The 16,816-nt window shown below is 60.5% G+C and carries 19 protein-coding genes and 1 pseudogene; 13 read left to right on the top strand and 7 right to left on the bottom strand.

What is annotated here, in order from left to right; genetic code table 11:
- Positions 1–176 precede the first annotated feature (176 nt).
- From moaC to moaE, 3 genes are read left to right on the top strand one after another with little or no spacing between them, the layout of a single operon-like run.
- The gene (gene moaC / locus J3P94_RS22535) at positions 177–650 is read left to right on the top strand and encodes a cyclic pyranopterin monophosphate synthase MoaC (RefSeq protein WP_434569714.1); all 474 of its coding nucleotides are present in this window, start codon (positions 177–179) and stop codon (positions 648–650) included.
- Complete coding sequence (locus J3P94_RS22530) at positions 647–889, top strand: MoaD/ThiS family protein (protein ID WP_305496595.1); 243 nt, start codon at positions 647–649, stop codon at positions 887–889. Before moaC ends, J3P94_RS22530 begins: the two co-directional genes overlap by 4 nt.
- Before the next feature lie 3 nt (positions 890–892).
- A complete protein-coding gene (moaE, locus tag J3P94_RS22525; protein ID WP_434569713.1) occupies positions 893–1,345 on the top strand; it encodes a molybdopterin synthase catalytic subunit MoaE in 453 nt (150 codons plus the stop codon).
- An 82-nt stretch (positions 1,346–1,427) separates the two neighbouring features.
- On the opposite strand, the gene rhlB is transcribed toward moaE, so the two are convergent.
- Both rhlB and J3P94_RS22515 read right to left on the bottom strand, forming a co-directional pair.
- A complete protein-coding gene (gene rhlB, locus J3P94_RS22520; RefSeq protein ID WP_434569712.1) occupies positions 1,428–2,903 on the bottom strand; it encodes an ATP-dependent RNA helicase RhlB in 1,476 nt (491 codons plus the stop codon).
- 98 nt (positions 2,904–3,001) lie between these two features.
- Positions 3,002–3,658, bottom strand: a complete 657-nt coding sequence (locus tag J3P94_RS22515) for an alpha/beta hydrolase (RefSeq protein WP_434569711.1) — start codon at positions 3,656–3,658, stop codon at positions 3,002–3,004.
- A gap of 472 nt (positions 3,659–4,130) precedes the next feature.
- Here J3P94_RS22515 and J3P94_RS22510 point away from each other — a divergent pair, with 472 nt between their 5' ends.
- The 4 genes from J3P94_RS22510 to J3P94_RS22495 all read left to right on the top strand — a co-directional run bounded on the left by J3P94_RS22510 (position 4,131) and on the right by J3P94_RS22495 (position 8,292).
- Positions 4,131–5,162 carry an amino acid ABC transporter substrate-binding protein gene (locus J3P94_RS22510; protein WP_434569710.1) on the top strand — a complete coding sequence of 344 codons (1,032 nt, stop codon included), beginning with the start codon at positions 4,131–4,133 and terminating at the stop codon, positions 5,160–5,162.
- A gap of 65 nt (positions 5,163–5,227) precedes the next feature.
- Entirely contained in the window at positions 5,228–6,409 is a 1,182-nt protein-coding gene (locus J3P94_RS22505) for an amino acid ABC transporter permease (RefSeq protein ID WP_305496587.1), read from the top strand.
- Positions 6,410–6,419: 10 nt separating this feature from the next.
- Positions 6,420–7,517, top strand: a complete 1,098-nt coding sequence (locus tag J3P94_RS22500; protein ID WP_186610952.1) for an amino acid ABC transporter permease — start codon at positions 6,420–6,422, stop codon at positions 7,515–7,517.
- Between the two features lie 10 nt (positions 7,518–7,527).
- Positions 7,528–8,292, top strand: coding sequence for an amino acid ABC transporter ATP-binding protein (locus J3P94_RS22495; RefSeq protein ID WP_003178331.1), 765 nt, complete (start codon positions 7,528–7,530; stop codon positions 8,290–8,292).
- Between the two features lie 57 nt (positions 8,293–8,349).
- On the opposite strand, the gene J3P94_RS22490 is transcribed toward J3P94_RS22495, so the two are convergent.
- Complete coding sequence (locus J3P94_RS22490) at positions 8,350–8,835, bottom strand: type II toxin-antitoxin system MqsA family antitoxin (RefSeq protein WP_434569709.1); 486 nt, start codon at positions 8,833–8,835, stop codon at positions 8,350–8,352.
- A pseudogene (locus J3P94_RS22485) lies at positions 8,832–9,144 on the bottom strand (type II toxin-antitoxin system MqsR family toxin). The gene J3P94_RS22490 and the pseudogene J3P94_RS22485 overlap by 4 nt, the downstream one beginning before the upstream one ends.
- A gap of 165 nt (positions 9,145–9,309) precedes the next feature.
- Here J3P94_RS22485 and J3P94_RS22480 point away from each other — a divergent pair.
- The 5 genes from J3P94_RS22480 to J3P94_RS22460 all read left to right on the top strand — a co-directional run bounded on the left by J3P94_RS22480 (position 9,310) and on the right by J3P94_RS22460 (position 13,226).
- Positions 9,310–9,969 (top strand): FadR/GntR family transcriptional regulator, encoded by a 660-nt coding sequence (locus tag J3P94_RS22480; RefSeq protein WP_434569708.1) that lies wholly within the window; start codon positions 9,310–9,312, stop codon positions 9,967–9,969.
- A complete protein-coding gene (locus J3P94_RS22475; protein WP_434569707.1) occupies positions 9,959–11,287 on the top strand; it encodes a CynX/NimT family MFS transporter in 1,329 nt (442 codons plus the stop codon). The genes J3P94_RS22480 and J3P94_RS22475 overlap by 11 nt, the downstream gene beginning before the upstream one ends.
- A gap of 87 nt (positions 11,288–11,374) precedes the next feature.
- Complete coding sequence (locus J3P94_RS22470; protein WP_434569706.1) at positions 11,375–11,845, top strand: nuclear transport factor 2 family protein; 471 nt, start codon at positions 11,375–11,377, stop codon at positions 11,843–11,845.
- A gap of 42 nt (positions 11,846–11,887) precedes the next feature.
- On the top strand, positions 11,888–12,211 hold the full coding sequence (locus tag J3P94_RS22465) for a GIY-YIG nuclease family protein (protein ID WP_434569705.1): 324 nt from the start codon (positions 11,888–11,890) through the stop codon (positions 12,209–12,211).
- 79 nt (positions 12,212–12,290) lie between these two features.
- Complete coding sequence (locus J3P94_RS22460) at positions 12,291–13,226, top strand: glutathione S-transferase family protein (RefSeq protein WP_434569704.1); 936 nt, start codon at positions 12,291–12,293, stop codon at positions 13,224–13,226.
- 157 nt (positions 13,227–13,383) lie between these two features.
- Here J3P94_RS22460 and J3P94_RS22455 read toward each other — a convergent pair whose 3' ends face one another.
- Both J3P94_RS22455 and yejK read right to left on the bottom strand, forming a co-directional pair.
- Positions 13,384–13,740: a glutaredoxin family protein gene (locus J3P94_RS22455; protein ID WP_434569703.1), complete on the bottom strand. Its 357-nt coding sequence runs from the start codon at positions 13,738–13,740 to the stop codon at positions 13,384–13,386.
- Positions 13,740–14,744 carry a nucleoid-associated protein YejK gene (gene yejK / locus J3P94_RS22450; RefSeq protein WP_434569702.1) on the bottom strand — a complete coding sequence of 335 codons (1,005 nt, stop codon included), beginning with the start codon at positions 14,742–14,744 and terminating at the stop codon, positions 13,740–13,742. The genes J3P94_RS22455 and yejK overlap by 1 nt, the downstream gene beginning before the upstream one ends.
- 394 nt (positions 14,745–15,138) lie before the next feature.
- Here yejK and J3P94_RS22445 point away from each other — a divergent pair, with 394 nt between their 5' ends.
- Positions 15,139–15,420 (top strand): HU family DNA-binding protein, encoded by a 282-nt coding sequence (locus tag J3P94_RS22445; protein WP_030139622.1) that lies wholly within the window; start codon positions 15,139–15,141, stop codon positions 15,418–15,420.
- Positions 15,421–15,713: 293 nt separating this feature from the next.
- Here the strand turns inward: J3P94_RS22445 and rlmF are convergent, their stop codons facing one another.
- Positions 15,714–16,733, bottom strand: a complete 1,020-nt coding sequence (rlmF, locus tag J3P94_RS22440) for a 23S rRNA (adenine(1618)-N(6))-methyltransferase RlmF (RefSeq protein ID WP_434569701.1) — start codon at positions 16,731–16,733, stop codon at positions 15,714–15,716.
- Positions 16,734–16,816: the final 83 nt, after the last annotated feature.

Below are 16,816 nucleotides of genomic sequence, written 5' to 3'. Positions count from 1 at the left end.
GCTTGCTCGCGATGACGGAGTGTCAGATAAAAATAGGTGTCTGACACGCCGCCATCGCGAGCAAGCTCGCTCCCACAAGGGATTTGCGGTAATAGATCCAAGCAGGTACGACAATCAACCCTGCCGGAATTTGACTCACAGGTTTACAATCGACGCTCCTGATCAGGAGTTACCCTGTGCTGACCCATCTCGATTCCCAAGGTCGCGCCAACATGGTCGACGTGACCGACAAGGCCGTGACGTTCCGCGAAGCCAGCGCCGAAGCCTTTGTGCGCATGCTGCCCGATACCCTGCAAATGATCGTCAGCGGCGGTCATCCCAAGGGCGATGTGTTCGCCGTCGCGCGCATTGCCGGTATCCAGGCGGCAAAAAAAACCAGTGACCTGATCCCGCTCTGCCATCCGCTCATGCTCACCAGCGTCAAGGTCGAACTGGCCGCCGAAGGCGAGGATCGCGTGCGCATCGTGGCCCGCTGCAAGCTGTCGGGACAGACCGGTGTCGAGATGGAGGCGCTCACCGCCGCCAGCGTCGCCGCGCTCACCATCTACGACATGTGCAAGGCCGTGGACCGGGGCATGACCATCGAGGGCGTGCGTGTGCTGGAAAAACTCGGCGGCAAGAGCGGCCACTTCCAGGCGGATGCGTCATGAACATCACCGTGAAGTTCTTTGCCCGTTATCGCGAAGCGCTCGGCGTGGATTCGCTGAAAGTGGAGGGCGTTTTCGCCACGGTTGACGATGTACGCGCATTGCTCGCTCAGCGTGACGGAGCCGAAGTGCTGCGAGAGCAGAACCTGATGTGCGCCCGCAACGAAGACCTGTGCCAGCTCGACGAACCGCTGGCGGACGGCGACGAAGTGGCCTTCTTCCCCACCGTGACCGGAGGCTGAGCCATGGCGATTCGGGTGCAGGCCGAGCCGTTCGACCCGGGGGCCGAGGTCAATGCGATGCAGGCAGCAAATGTCGGCATCGGCGCAGTGGTGAGTTTTGTCGGCTACGTGCGCGACTTCAACGACGGCCTCGATGTGTCCGGGATGTTCCTCGAGCATTATCCGGGCATGACCGAAAAAGCCCTGGGCAAGATCGCCACCGAAGCCGAGCAGCGCTGGCCGCTGCTCAAGCTGGAGGTGCTGCACCGCATCGGCGCCCTGGAACCGGGTGAGCCGATCGTTTTTGTCGGCGCCGCCAGCGCCCATCGCCAGGCGGCATTTGAGGCCTGCGCCTTTGTCATGGACTACCTGAAGACCCGCGCACCGTTCTGGAAAAAGGAAAATACCGCCGACGGCCCGCGTTGGGTCGAGGGGCGGGACAGTGATCATGCGGCGGCGGATCGCTGGAAGCGGTAGGCAACCTGTTGAACTGCCAGGGTATCCAAGACAAAAAAAAGCGCAGCCTGGTTGGGCTGCGCTTTCGGTACTGTGAAGACGGTTAAGGTCGCTTGCGCTCGACCGGCCGCAACAGATGAGTCGGCGGCATCTCGCAACTGATCTTGCGGCCCAGCAGTGCCTCGATCGAGGGTAACTGGTAGGAATCATCCTCGCCGGCGAAGCTGATCGAAACCCCGGCGGCCCCGGCACGACCGGTGCGGCCGATACGGTGCACGTAGTCGTCCGGCACTTCCGGCAGGGTGAAGTTGATCACGTGGCTGATGCCGTCGATGTGAATGCCGCGACCGGCCACGTCGGTGGCGACCAGCACGCGGATCTTGCCTTCGCGGAAACCTTCGAGTGTCTTGATGCGCTTGTGCTGCGGCACGTCGCCCGACAGTTGCGCGGCGTTGACGCCATCGCGCACCAGGCGTTCTTCGATGCGCCGCACTTCGTCCTTGCGGTTGGCGAAGACCATCACCCGCTCCCAACCGTTGTCATTGACCAGGTTGTAGAGCAGTTTGTATTTGTCGGCACCGGCGACCGCATAGATGTGCTGTTCGACATTTTCGCTGGCGACGTTTTCGGCTTCGATCTCGACGATTGCAGGATCGGTGGTCCATTGCTTGGCCAGGTTCATCACGTCTTCGGTGAAGGTGGCGGAGAACAGCAATGTCTGGCGTTCGTTTTTCGGCGGGGTCTGGCGAATGATCTGGCGTACCTGGGGGATGAAGCCCATGTCGAGCATTCGGTCGGCCTCGTCGAGCACCATCACTTCGACCATGTCCAGGTGCACGTCGCCGCGCTGGTTGAAGTCCAGCAGGCGGCCCGGCGTCGCCACGAGGATGTCGCAGTGACGGGCCTCGAGGTGCTTGAGCTGCTTGTCGAAATCCATGCCGCCGACGAACGTCATCACGTTCAGGCCGGTGTACTTGGTCAGGTCGGCGGCATCCTTGGCGATCTGCACCACCAGCTCACGGGTTGGCGCGATGATCAGCGCCCGCGGCTCGCCCATGTAGCGTTCCTTGGGGGGCGGGGTCTGGAGCAACTGGGTGATGATCGAAATCAGGAACGCGGCGGTCTTGCCGGTGCCGGTCTGGGCACGACCGATAGCGTCCTTGCCGGCGAGGGTATAGCCCAGCACTTGCGCCTGGATCGGCGTGCAGTACGGGAAGCCCAGGTCCTGGATGGCATGCATCAGCTCGGGGGCGAGCTTGAAATCGTGGAAGCGGGTCTTGCCTTCCTGGGGTTCTACGACGAAGTCTTCGAGCTTCCAGGCAACGACCGGCGGTTTGGGTGCGCGCTCGCGACGTGGCTTGGGGGCTTCGCTGCGTGGTTTTTCCGGCTCGGATGCCACCACAGGTTGCGCGACGGATGCGGTCGACGGCGATAGTTTTGCGTCCGCAACGGGGGCGGTCCGACGTGGTTGGTGCGCATCGGTGCGGCTCGCGCCGTGGACGGGGGCGCTGGCTTCAGGCGCGAGTTGCTCGGCCTCGCTTTTACCGAACATCTTCTTGAGTGCTTTGAGCACGGTCATCTCATCGGTTGGTTAAGGAATGTACGCCGGCCAGTGTAATGCAAGAAACGGGCGCGGCGTAGTGTGATCATCAAAGCGCTGGCGTGGCTATCTGCCTCTTAGCGCAAGCGTTCCGCCAGCCAGGTACCGATGTCGCGAATCTCCTCGGGTAACACTTCGTGGCCCATTGGGTATTCTTGCCATGTCACGGTGACACCATGCTGCTTCAGATACTCTTTCGCGGTCCGGCCCATCGGGTTGAGTACCACTTCGTCGTACTGTCCGTGCAGCGCCAGTACCGGAATGCGTTGCTGGCTGGCCGACAACTGCAGTTCTTCGCCGAAAGTTGGCGCATAAGTGGACAGCGCAATCACGCCGCCCAGCGGTCCCTGCCACTTGACGAATGCCGTGTGATAAACCACTGCTCCGCCTTGGGAAAAACCTGCCAGGAAAATCCGCGAGGCGTCTATTCCGCTGGCTCGCTGGTTTTCCATCAGGCTGATGACCCGTTGCGCCGAGGCTTCCAGTTGTTGCTCGTCGATCGCCCGCGCTGGGCTCAAGGCACGAATGTCATACCAGCTGGGCATGGCGTAGCCACCATTGATGGTCACCGGTTGCGTCGGTGCCTGGGGCAATACGAAGCGTGTGGTCAGCAGGCTTTGCTGCAGCATTTCGGCGACCGGCATGAAGTCGTAGCGATCGGCGCCCAGGCCGTGCAGCCAGATAACGCACGCATCGGCAATGCCGGAGGGCTCGAGAATCAAGGGGTCGGTCATGGTGTGCTCCAAAAATGTGCGGGTGCGCTCAATCAGTGCCTGATTGCAGTGCGCGCCTGGTGCCTCAGTTAATTAGATGTCGCAATGCTACAAGTTTTTGTCTTGACGTCGCCAGTAACGGACAAGCGCAGCGGTGTGGTACGGGCTTTGCTATTGGTTTAGCCGAGTGATGATTCTTACGCAGCGCGGTAACACTATCAGCTCGACGCGACGCATGGGATATCAGAAATCCGGTGATGGATGTTCGCCAATAGCCGCTACGGGCTTCGCGAACGTGAAGGGCTACAGCCCGTTCGGCCGATTGGTGAGAAGTGAGTAAGGCGCCGTTTATAGCCGCTCTCATTTATTAGACTCATAGCGAAGGCCCAGACGTCGGTTGACCCTAAAAAAAGCCAACAAGGGTCGGCAATGCCTCAAAAGGGTGCGACAGGGTCCCAGCTCCGACACAACAAGAGCAAAACTGGAGGTTTGAATGAAGTTACTGAAATCCACCCTGGCAGTCGTGACTGCAGCAGCAGTTCTCGGTGTCAGCGGGTTCGCTCAGGCGGGTGCAACCCTGGATGCCGTGCAGAAGAAAGGCTTTGTACAGTGCGGTGTGAGCGATGGTTTGCCGGGTTTCTCGGTACCTGATGCCTCCGGCAAGATCCTCGGCATCGACGCTGACTTCTGCCGCGCCGTGGCCGCCGCCGTATTTGGCGACGCCAACAAGGTGAAATTCAGCCAGCTGAACGCCAAAGAGCGTTTCACCGCGCTGCAGTCTGGCGAAATCGATATCCTGTCGCGCAACACCACCATGACCAGTTCCCGCGACGCCGGCATGGGCCTGGTGTTCCCTGGCTTCATTACCTACTACGACGGCATCGGCTTCCTGGTAAACAACAAGCTGGGCGTCAAGAGCGCCAAGGAACTGGACGGCGCGACCATCTGCATCCAGGCCGGTACCACCACTGAGCTGAACGTTTCCGACTACTTCCGCGGTAACGGCCTGAAGTACACCCCCATCACTTTCGACACCTCCGATGAAAGCGCCAAGTCGCTGGAATCCGGTCGCTGCGACGTGCTGACCTCCGACAAGTCCCAGCTGTTCGCCCAGCGCAGCAAGCTGGCTTCGCCGAAGGACTACGTAGTTCTGCCGGAAACCATTTCCAAGGAGCCACTGGGCCCAGTCGTGCGTAATGGCGATGAAGAATGGTCGAAAATCGTCCGCTGGACTGGCTACGCCTTGCTCAACTCCGAAGAAGCCGGCATCACTTCGAAGAACGTCGAAGCTGAAGCCAAAGCCACCAAGAACCCGGACGTTGCCCGTATGCTGGGTGCTGATGGCGAATACGGCAAAGACCTGAAACTGCCGAAAGACTGGGTTGTTCAGATCGTCAAGCAAGTCGGCAACTACGGCGAAATCTTCGAGCGCAACCTCGGCAAGAGCACCCCGCTGGAAATCGATCGTGGCCTGAACGCTCTGTGGAACGCAGGCGGCATTCAATACGCACCACCAGTGCGCTGATGGTTCTATCACCCGGTGGGCCAACCACCGGGTGATGTTCTGTTCCATTCCTTGCGGGGCACTTCATGCAAAATTCAATCGGCGCACCTAAGCAGAGGCTCAGCCTCAGCGATCCACGAGTGCGTGCGTGGGTATTTCAGATCGTCACCATCGTGGCGGTCATTTCTTTGGGCTGGTTTCTGTTCGACAACACGCAGACCAACCTTGAGCACCGGGGTATTACCTCCGGTTTCAGCTTCCTGGAGCGCAGTGCCGGTTTCGGCATCGCTCAAACCCTGATCGACTACACCGAGGCGGACAGCTATGCCCGCGTCTTCGTCATCGGGCTGCTCAACACGCTGCTGGTGACCTTCATTGGTGTCATCCTGGCGACAATCCTCGGTTTCATCGTCGGCGTAGCCCGCCTGTCGAAGAACTGGATCATCGCCAAGGTGGCGACGGTGTATGTGGAGGTCTTTCGCAACATCCCGCCGCTGCTGCAGATCCTATTCTGGTACTTCGCGGTGTTCCTGACCATGCCGGGGCCGCGTAACAGCCATAACTTCGGCGACACCTTCTTTGTCAGCAGCCGTGGCCTGAACATGCCGGCGGCGCTGATGGCTGAAGGGTTCTGGCCGTTTGTGGTCAGTGTCGTGCTGGCGATTGTCGCCATCGTGCTGATGACCCGCTGGGCCAACAAGCGTTTCGAAGCGACCGGCGAGCCGTTCCATAAATTCTGGGTCGGCCTGGCGCTGTTCCTGGTGATCCCGGCGTTGTGCGCACTGATCTTCGGTGCGCCCGTGCACTGGGAAATGCCGCAGCTCAAGGGGTTCAACTTTGTCGGTGGCTGGGTACTGATCCCGGAACTGCTGGCCTTGACCCTGGCGCTGACGGTGTACACCGCGGCGTTCATCGCCGAGATCGTGCGTTCGGGCATCAAGTCGGTCAGCCATGGCCAGACCGAGGCGGCTCACTCGCTGGGCCTGCGCAACGGTCCGACCCTACGCAAGGTGATCATCCCGCAAGCCCTGCGCGTGATCATCCCGCCACTGACCAGCCAGTACCTGAACCTGGCGAAGAACTCTTCGCTGGCGGCCGGTATCGGTTATCCGGAAATGGTTTCGCTGTTTGCCGGCACGGTGTTGAACCAGACCGGGCAGGCCATTGAAGTCATTGCCATCACCATGAGCGTGTACCTGGCGATCAGTATCAGCATTTCCCTGCTGATGAACTGGTACAACAAGCGCATTGCGCTGATCGAGCGGTGAGGAAACGCGCATGACATCCCATACTTTCAAACCTGATATGCCGCCACCGAGCAAAGTGTTCGGGCCGATGGCATGGATGCGCGCAAACATGTTCTCCAGCTGGCTCAATACGCTGCTGACCCTGTTTGCGTTCTATCTGATCTACCTGGTGGTTCCACCGATTCTCAGCTGGGCGATTCTCGATGCCAACTGGGTCGGCACCACTCAAGCCGATTGCACCAAGGAGGGCGCCTGCTGGGTGTTCATCCAGCAGCGTTTTGGCCAGTTCATGTACGGCTATTATCCAGCGGATCTGCGCTGGCGCGTGGACCTGACCGTGTGGCTGGCCGTGATCGGCGTGGCGCCGCTGTTCATCTCGCGTTTCCCGCGCAAGGCGATCTACGGCCTGAGCTTCCTGGTGCTGTACCCGATCATTGCCTGGTGCCTGTTGCACGGCGGCGTGTTCGGCCTGGCGACCGTGGCGACCAGCCAATGGGGCGGCCTGATGCTGACCCTGGTGATCGCCACCGTCGGTATTGCCGGCGCTTTGCCGTTGGGCATCGTCCTGGCGCTGGGGCGTCGTTCGAACATGCCGGCGATTCGCGTGGTCTGCGTGACCTTCATCGAGTTCTGGCGCGGCGTGCCGTTGATCACGGTGCTGTTCATGTCCTCGGTGATGCTGCCATTGTTTCTGCCTGAGGGCATGAACTTCGACAAGCTGCTGCGGGCATTGATCGGCGTGATCCTGTTCCAGTCGGCCTACGTGGCCGAAGTGGTGCGTGGCGGTCTGCAAGCGATTCCGAAGGGGCAATACGAAGCGGCCGCGGCGATGGGCCTGGGCTACTGGCGCAGCATGGGCCTGGTTATCCTTCCGCAGGCGCTGAAGATGGTGATCCCGGGGATCGTCAACACCTTCATTGCGCTGTTCAAGGACACCAGCCTGGTGATCATCATCGGTCTGTTCGACCTGCTCAACAGCGTGAAACAAGCTGCCGCCGACCCGAAATGGCTGGGCATGGCCACTGAAGGCTATGTGTTTGCCGCCCTGGTGTTCTGGATTTTCTGTTTTGGTATGTCCCGCTATTCCATGCATTTGGAACGCAAGCTGGACACTGGCCACAAGCGTTAGGAGTTGACTCATGAGTGAAGCGATCAAACAGCCTGTGAGCCCTGAAGGCATTATTCAGATGCAGGGCGTGAACAAGTGGTACGGCCAGTTCCATGTGTTGAAAGACATCAACCTGAACGTCAAGCAGGGCGAGCGTATCGTCCTGTGCGGCCCTTCGGGTTCCGGCAAGTCCACCACCATCCGCTGCCTCAATCGCCTGGAAGAACACCAGCAGGGCCGCATTGTGGTCGACGGTGTCGAGCTGACCAACGACCTCAAGCAGATCGAAGCGATCCGCCGCGAAGTCGGCATGGTGTTCCAGCACTTCAACCTGTTCCCGCACCTGACCATCCTGCAGAACTGCACTCTGGCGCCGATGTGGGTGCGCAAGATGCCCAAGCGCAAGGCCGAGGAAATCGCCATGCATTATCTGGAGCGCGTACGCATTCCGGAACAGGCGCACAAGTACCCGGGCCAGCTTTCTGGCGGTCAGCAGCAGCGCGTGGCGATTGCCCGCGCCCTGTGCATGAAACCGAAAATCATGCTGTTCGACGAACCGACCTCTGCCCTCGACCCGGAAATGGTGAAAGAGGTTCTGGACACCATGATCGGCCTGGCCGAAGACGGCATGACCATGCTGTGCGTGACCCACGAGATGGGTTTCGCCCGCACCGTGGCCAACCGCGTGATCTTCATGGACAAAGGTGAAATCGTTGAACAGGCTGCGCCGAATGACTTCTTCGACAACCCGCAGAATGACCGTACGAAGTTGTTCCTGAGCCAGATCCTGCATTGATCCGATCTTAGGCGGTGAAAATAGACCCGGACTTGTCCGGGTTTGTTTTTTTTCGGGTCAGAGATCCGCCGTGTCATGTTCCGGATGACGACCCGACAACAGTTGCTGCAAATGGGCTTCGTCGTTCAGCGAGTGGACTTCAGCCATCAGGTGCGGATGCCGATCAAGCAGGCGCATCAGCACGATTAACGACTGAGCCGGGGTAACTTCGCCGCGTTCATAACGGGAAAACGCGTTATGCCCGCCTCCGGATAGCAGCTTCACCGCGTCTTTTTGCGTGAGGTGCAGTTTGCGGCGGATGCGTTTGATTTCCGCACCTGTCGCCAGCGCGTAATCTTCCAGCAATTGGTCGCTGGCCCTGGAGTAACGTTCGGCGCTGTCGGTGTCGTGATCGAATTCGATTTCACCGCAGATCCGGCATTCCCATCCGGCAATATCGTGTACTTGCCGAGTCACCTGCCGGTAGTCGACCGTAAAGCTACGGCCTTTGAAGTGATGCATCGCGTCGATGCTGCCGCAGCTGACACATTGCTGGGGTTTCATTGATTTTTCTCCTTGAAGGAGACCACCGGATGCCCACCGCCGGGGCGGTAAGTTACCTTGATGTAAATCTCCCGATCCTGAAATGTCGTGTGATAGACGTCTTGCCAGATTCGGTGGTCGGCATACGTGGTCATCGATTTATGCAGCATCCTGTATTCCAGCAGGTGAACGATCCGCAGCATCTGAGCGAGACTCAACATCATCCTCTTGTCCACCTTCGCGGGCGTTCAATGTGAACGCCTTGCTTCCCAACCTGTGAACCTCGGCCTTGACCACTGCCAGGTCGTAATGGGGTGTGCTCTTTTCCATAAGAAGCCGTTTGCCTTGTCCCAATGATTACCCATAAAGGGTAAATCTGACTAATCGAAAATTCGGATTCTTTGCCTCCAATAAAACGTAGGCGATTGCCGTCCTACGCGAAGCTGACTAACATGTCAGAAAATTCATCCCATGATTGGATGAAAGGCGAGTCCCATGTCAGAAATGTCCCCGCTAATAAAGCGCTCCCTGGTCGATCAAGCCTTGGAGCAACTGCGCCAACGCATCAGCGACGGCGTGTGGGCTGTCGGCCAGCGCCTGCCTACCGAGCCGGAATTGGTCGCCGAGCTAGGCATCAGCCGAAACACGGTGCGCGAAGCCATGCGCGTGTTGGCGTTTTCCGGATTGATCGAGATTCGTCAGGGCGACGGCAGTTACGTGCGTGCGGTCGTCGACCCGCTGGACACGCTCAAGGCGCTCTCCCGTTGTTCGTTGGAGCAGGCCCGGGAAACCCGGCACATCCTTGAAGTCGAGGCCATCGGCCTGGCGGCGCTACGGCGCACCGAGGACGATCTGCTTGCCTTGCGCCAGGCGCTGAAAACCAGCGGCGAGCATTATCACGGCGACCTGGAGCACTACATCGCCTGCGACCTAGTGTTCCATCGCCGGCTGGTGGACGCCGCGCACAACCCGGCCCTGAGCGAGCTGTATCGCTATTTCTCCAGCGTGATCGGCGCTCAATTGCGCCAAAGCCTCAATATCATTCCCCGCCATCAACACGTGTTCGACCTGCACATCGAAATCCTCGAAGCCGTCGAACGCCAGGATCCGGAGCGGGCCAAGGCCCTCTGCCGGCAGTTGATCAATGAACCCTGAACCCGAGCTTTCCATGTCCCGCGATCCGCTTGACCGCACTACCGCAACGCCGAACAAACGCGGCGCCGAACTCGAAGAATTGCTGATCGACGCCGAGGCGGACGACGAGCAGGCCCAGCAGAGCCAGCCGCTGATGCGTCGGCCCTGGTTGTTGTTGCTAGGCCTGATCCTGGTCGCGTTGAACCTGCGCCCGGCCTTGTCGAGCATGGCGCCGCTGCTCAGCGAAGTGTCGAAGAGCCTCGGCCTGTCGGCCGCCCAGGCCGGTCTGCTGACAACCCTGCCAGTGCTCTGCCTGGGCCTGTTCGCGCCATTGGCGCCAGTGCTGGCGCGCCGCTTCGGCGCTGAACGAGTGGTGCTCGGGATCCTGCTGACGCTGGCTGGCGGCATCATCCTGCGCAGCTCGTTCGGCCAGTTCGGCCTGTTCGCGGGCAGCATCCTCGCTGGCGCCAGCATCGGTGTGATCGGCGTGTTGCTGCCGGGCATCGTCAAGCGCGACTTCGCCAGGCAGGCCGGCACCATGACCGGTGTCTACACCATGGCGCTGTGCCTGGGTGCGGCGATGGCGGCGGGCGCGACGGTGCCATTGAGCGAGCACCTGGGCCATGACTGGGCCCTGGGCTTGGGCTTCTGGATGCTGCCGGCCCTGCTGGCCGCAGTGTTCTGGCTGCCGCAAGTGGGCCAGAAACACGGGGCGCATCAAGTGGCGTATCGTGTCCGCGGGCTGCTGCGTGATCCCCTGGCCTGGCAGGTGACCTTGTACATGGGGCTGCAATCGTCCCTGGCCTACATCGTGTTCGGCTGGTTGCCGTCGATCCTCATCGGTCGCGGGCTGACCCCGACCCAGGCGGGGCTGGTGCTGTCCGGCTCGGTAATCGTGCAACTGGTCAGCTCTCTCGCGGCGCCCTGGCTGGCAACGCGCGGCAAAGACCAGCGCCTGGCGATCGTGATCGTCATGCTGATGGTGCTCGGCGGGCTGTTCGGCTGCCTCTACGCGCCCATCGAAGGGTTGTGGGGCTGGGCGATCCTGTTGGGCCTGGGGCAGGGCGCGACGTTCGCCCTGGCTCTGACGCTGATCGTGCTGCGCTCGCGCGACGCCCATGTGGCCGCCAACCTCTCCGGCATGGCCCAGGGTTTTGGTTATACGCTGGCGTCACTGGGGCCGTTCGCGGTCGGCGTGGTACATGACTTGACCGGTGGCTGGAATGCCTTGGGCTGGATCTTTGGCCTGGTTGGCCTGGGCGCGATCATCGCCGGCCTCGGCGCCGGCCGGGCGTTGTATGTCGGTGTCGTCAGCGAAAGAGTCGGGGAGCTTCGCTGATATCATTTTCAAAGCGAATGACGATAGTGTTCCACGCGACGGCAGACTATCGTGCAGGCCTACTGAAACGATTTTCGGAGTCCGTCCATGAGCGATGCCCACACAGCCCTGATCACCCGGTTCTACCAGGCGTTCCAGCGCCTCGATGCCGAGGCCATGAGCGCCTGCTACACCGACGACGTGGTGTTCAGTGATCCGGCCTTCGGCGAACTGCGTGGGCGCGATGCCGGCGACATGTGGCGCATGCTCACCACGCGGGCCAAGGATTTTTCCCTGACGTTCGATAACGTGCGCAGCGACGAACGTTCCGGCGGCGCCCATTGGGTGGCGACTTATCTGTTCAGCCAGACCGGCAATACAGTGGTCAACGACATCCAGGCGCGCTTCGTGTTTCGTGACGGCAAGATCTGCGAGCACCACGATCATTTCGACCTGTGGCGCTGGTCGCGCCAGGCCTTGGGCACCAAAGGCCTGCTGTTGGGCTGGACACCGCTGGTGCGCAACGCCGTCCGCGCCCAGGCGCTCAAGGGCCTGCGGGCGTTCCAGGCCAGTCGCTGATAAGATCGCGGCTTGTTACCATCGCGGCTGTTGAATATTTCCGTGACCACCGTTGAATCACCCCCCGACCTCGCTGCCCCCGCCCCGCCCGAACCGGCCAAGCCCTGGTTCGTCTATCTGGTGCGCGCCGCCAACGGCTCGCTGTACTGCGGCATCAGCGATGACCCGGTGCGGCGTTTCGCCAAGCACCAGAGCGGCAAGGGCGCACGTTTCTTTCTCTCCAGCCCGGCGGTCGCGCTGGTCTATACCGAGGTCTGCCGTGACAAGGGCGAGGCGTTGCGGCAGGAGCGGTTGATCAAGAAGCTCAAGAAAAGCGCCAAGGAATGCTTGGTGGCCAGTGCGCTGTCGCTTCATCAGCCTGGCTGATAGGCCTTCATCAGGCCGGTAGGCTGGTCCCGTCAGGCGCGCTAAGCTGCAAGACTTCATCCCAGCAGTGGCGAATCTCATGTCTGAACTGATCCTCCATCATTACCCAACCTCCCCATTCGCAGAAAAAGCCCGCCTGCTGCTGGGTTTCAAAGGCCTGTCCTGGCGTTCGGTAGGTATCCCGCCAATGATGCCCAAGCCGGACCTGACGGCCTTGACCGGCGGTTACCGCAAGACGCCGGTGTTGCAGATCGGCGCGGACATCTACTGCGACACGGCGTTGATAGCTCGGCGACTTGAGCAGCAGAAAGCCTCCCCGGCGCTGTTTCCCGAGGGCCGGGAAATGATCGCTCCGTCCTTTGCCGCATGGGCGGATTCGGTGGTGTTTCAGCATGCGGTAAGCCTGGTGTTCCAACCGGAATCGGTGGCGGTGCGTTTTGCCAAGTTGCCGCCCGAGGCGATCAAGGCGTTTATCAGCGACCGTGCCGGGCTGTTCAGTGGCGGCACGGTCACGCGTCTGTCCGCCGAGCAGGCCAAGCACCAGTGGCCTGTGATCATGGCGCGCCTGGAGCAGCAGTTGCAGCGTGAAGAGGGCGACTTCCTGCTGGGCGATCCGTCGATTGCCGACTTTGCCATGGCCCACCCGCTGTGGTTTCTCAAGGGCACGCCTGTCACTTCACCTTTGGTGGACGCTCATCCGGCGGTATCGGCGTGGCTGGCGCGGGTGTTGGGTTTCGGCCATGGCGCGTCGAGCCAGATGAGTTCCGAAGAGGCCTTGGAGGTGGCTCGCAATGCGACGCCGGCAGCGCTGCCGGATGAGTCATTCGAGGAGCCGAACGGGTTTGTGGCGGGGCAGCGGGTGAGCATTGCGGCGACTGATTACGGTGTCGATCCGGTGGTTGGGGAGTTGTTGTTTGCCGGTAGCGAAGAATTGATTCTGCGTCGTCAGGACGTGCGTGGCGGGGTGGTGCATGTGCACTTTCCGCGGTTCGGGTTTCGCATCGAGGCGGTCTGATTTTTGCTGAGGTGGTGACTGGTCTAACGCCATCGCGAGCAAGCTCGCTCCCACATGGATCTGTGGTGGGTATTGGATTGTTTGCCGCAATCACTGTGGGAGCGAGCCTGCTCGCGAAGGGGGGGGGCGGGCCGACATCACTGTTGGCCCGGCAGATTTATATCGCGGCCAACGCCTTGAGAATATTCTCCGGCTCATACCCACGAATCAACGTGCCATTCACATCCAGGATCGGAATCCCCCGGCCGCCCAGCGCCTCGTAGGCTTTGCGAGCTTCGGCGTCCTTCTCGATATCGAACTCGCGAAACAGCACGCCTTTCTCGTCCAGGAACCGTCGGGTTGCCTTGCAGTACCCGCACCAGTCGGTGGCGTACAGCACGACGCGGGCGTTGCTGCGGACCTGTTCCGAAACCATTTGTGACGGATTGAGCACCCGCTCGATCTTGCCCCAGTTCTGGTACGCGACCACCACCAGCAGAACCAGCAGGCACTTTTTCAGTACCCGGGTGAGCATCAGTTACGCCGCTTGAGCTGATCGGTCAGCGAGGTCGGTAAACCCTTGATGATCAGCGTGCCGGCCTCTTCGTCGTATTCGATCTTCGAGCCCAGCAGATGCGCTTCGAAGCTGATGGACAAGCCTTCGGCGCGGCCGGTGAAGCGGCGGAACTGATTGAGGGTGCGTTTATCCGCCGGTATCTCCGGCGACAGGCCGTAGTCCTTGTTGCGGATGTGATCGTAGAACGCTTTCGGGCGCTCGTCGTCGATCAGCTCCGAGAGCTCTTCCAGGCCCATCGGCTCGCCGAGCTTGGCCTGGCTGCTGGCGTAGTCCACCAGGGTCTTGGTTTTCTCCCGGGCGTCATCTTCGGGCAGGTCTTCGCTTTCGACGAAGTCGCTGAAAGCCTTGAGCAGGGTGCGGGTTTCGCCGGGGCCGTCGACGCCTTCCTGACATCCGATGAAGTCGCGAAAGTACTCCGAAACCTTCTTGCCGTTCTTGCCCTTGATGAACGAGATGTACTGTCTGGACTGTTTGTTGTTCTGCCATTCCGACACGTTGATCCGTGCCGCCAGGTGCAACTGGCCCAGGTCCAGGTGGCGCGACGGGGTCACGTCCAGCTCGTCAGTCACGGCCACGCCTTCGCTGTGGTGCAGCAGGGCGATCGCCAGGTAGTCGGTCATGCCTTGCTGGTAATGAGCGAACAGCACGTGGCCGCCCACCGACAGGTTGGATTCTTCCATCAGCTTTTGCAGGTGTTCCACCGCCACGCGACTGAACGCAGTGAAGTCCTTGCCGCCGTCGAGGTATTCCTTCAACCAGCCACTGAACGGATGCGCCCCGGATTCGGCATGGAAGAAGCCCCAGGCCTTGCCTTGCTTGGCGTTGTAGCTCTCGTTGAGGTCGGCGAGCATGTTCTCGATTGCCGTGGACTCCGCCAGTTCGGAATCGCGGGCATGGAGCACAGCGGGCGTGCCGTCGGGTTTTTTGTCGATCAGGTGGACGATGCAATGACGGATCGGCATGGATTTCTCGGCTGATGAAAGAGAGGAGGGCGCGCTCCCCGAAAAAGGGCCCAGTGTACCGCAATCACTGGTTTTGGGACGTGGTGAAGGCCCTTTCAGACCGGTCTGACACCCAACGAGCATTTTTTTACCGATTTAGCGCAATAAAGCTGACCAAATGGGTAGGTAGAGGCGGATATTTCACAGGCGTTGTGCTAGTTTTGCCCGGTCTTACGCGAAGTCACTGCGTTAAGCGTGCATTCAGCATTTGTCAGGTCGAACCAAACCCGGATTTCGGCATCTATTACCCCGATCCGTCGTGGTGATGACCGAGGGAGGCTGATCAGATAGATCGGCTCGATGGCTGACACTGCACTCTGCAATCCATATGAATTTGATAGGGAAGGAACACTACATGGCTCTTACTAAAGACCAACTGATCGCTGATTTGGCTGAATCTGTAGACGCACCAAAAGCTACCGTGCGTGCGCTGCTGGACCAACTGGGCCAAGTGGTTGCCGATCAGCTGGAAAACGGCGGCGAACTGACCTTGCCAGGTGTTGGCAAGCTGAAAGTCACCGAGCGTCCTGCCCGTACCGGTCGCAACCCTTCGACTGGCGCAGCCATCGAAATCCCGGCCAAGAAAGTGATCAAGCTGGTTGTGGCCAAAGGCCTGACCGACGCGGTCAACAAGTAAGATCGTTTTATGAAAAACCGTGCCGCGGAGCGATCCGGGCACGGTTTTTTGTTGCCTTGAAAAAGTGGCCAGTGGTGAGTAATGCTGCTCACTCAAGAAAAACGACGTACCTGTGGCGAGGGAGCTTGCTCCCGCTCGGCTGCGAAGCAGTCGTATTCCGGCGGGTACGGTGTGTTTGATGCTGCGTATTCGGCAGGTTTTGGGGCCGCTACGCAGCCCAGCGGGAGCAAGCTCCCTCGCCACGGGAATGTCGATACCTTAAGTGAACCGCATCAGGCTGTGTTGAGGGAGGTTCAGTCCTTGCGAGCCCAGCGCGCCTGGCGCCAGGCTTGTTGCTGCGCCTGGTCCTGAAAGGTCCAGGCCACGAACCGACTCTGCTTCTGCCCCTGGGACATTTCCACCACCTGGCTGTGCAGCGCTCCGGCCTTCTTCAGCGCGGCTTGAATTGCCGGCAGGTTCGACGCCTTCGATACCAGCGTGCTGAACCACAGCACTTGTCCGGCGACCTGGGCGCTCTCACTGATCAACTGCGTGACGAAGCGCGCCTCGCCACCCTCGCACCACAGCTCCGCCGCCTGGCCGCCGAAATTCAACACCGGCAACTTGCGCTTCGGATCCGCCTTGCCCAGTGCCCGCCATTTTCGCTGGCTGCCCTTGGTGGCTTCCTCCAGGGAGGCGTGGAACGGCGGGTTGCACATCGTCAGGTCGAACCGTTCGGTACTTTCCAGAAGCCCCGACAGGATGTGCTTGCGGTTGGGTTGCTGGCGCAGCTGGATGGCTTTGTTCAGGCCGTTGGACTGGACGATGGCCATGGCCGACGCGATTGCCGTCGGGTCGATTTCCGAGCCCAGGAAGTGCCAGCGGTAATCGCTGTAGCCGATCAGCGGATAAACGCAGTTGGCGCCGGTGCCAACGTCCAGCACCTTGACCGCCGCGCCGCGAGGAATTTCGCCTTCATTGTGGCTGGCGAGCAGGTCGGCGAGAAAATGCACGTAGTCGGCGCGCCCCGGCACGGGAGGGCACAGGTAGTCAGCGGGAATATCCCAATAGGCGATGCCATAAAAGGACTTGAGCAGCGCCCGGTTGAACACTCGCACCGCCTCGGGGCTGGCAAAGTCGATGCTTTCCTTGCCGTAGGGATTGATGATCACGAACTTCGCCAGTTCCGGTGTGCTCTTGATCAGCGCCGGAAAGTCATAGTGGCCCTGATGGCGATTGCGCGGATGCAGGCTGGCCTTCTCCCGCGGCGCTTTGGCCTCGGCGACGGGCTTGGGCTTCTGGCGGGGAGGGCGGGGAGGGCGAGGAGCGGTCATGGCAGGTCGATTCAGGGCTGGCTCAAAAAGTGGCGGGCATTGTCCCACATTCGGCGTTGATGGCTGCGCGAATTAAATGTGGA

This window comes from Pseudomonas sp. Z3-8 (assembly GCF_051131975.1).
Taxonomy (GTDB): Bacteria; Pseudomonadota; Gammaproteobacteria; order Pseudomonadales; family Pseudomonadaceae; genus Aquipseudomonas.
The sequence above is the reverse complement of the archived record's forward strand: the minus strand, read 5'-3'. Positions and strand labels throughout refer to the sequence as shown.